This is a genomic window from Sphingobium sp. SG1 (assembly GCF_057063145.1).
The window spans coordinates 1-272 of sequence record NZ_JBVVOJ010000084.1; the positions used below are offsets into that span (position 1 = coordinate 1).

At 65.8% G+C, this 272-nt stretch carries 1 protein-coding gene; it reads left to right on the top strand.

Annotation, left to right across the window (positions count from 1 at the left end):
* Positions 1 to 182 (top strand): FliM/FliN family flagellar motor switch protein (locus AC0KVN_RS27650; RefSeq protein ID WP_483656847.1); only part of this gene is annotated, 182 nt, incomplete at its 5' end.
* Positions 183 to 272 lie beyond the last annotated feature (90 nt).

A 272-nucleotide genomic window follows, 5' to 3' on the forward strand; every position in this document is an offset into this window, starting at 1 on the left:
GCGAGCTACTCGCGCTCGGCGAATCGAGCGTCATCGAACTCGATCGCCAGGCGAACGAGCTGCTCGACGTCTTCGTCAACGGCACGCTGATCGGCCGCGGCGAGGTGGTGACGGTCGGCGACCGCTTCGGCGTGCGCATGACCGAACTCGTCTCGCCCGACAAAACCGCCGCCGCGCGCTGAAGGCCCCGCCGATGCTCTGGTCCTATATCCTGAAGCTCGTCATCCTGCTGCCGCTGGTCTGCGGCCTGATGATCGGTTGCCTCTACCTCT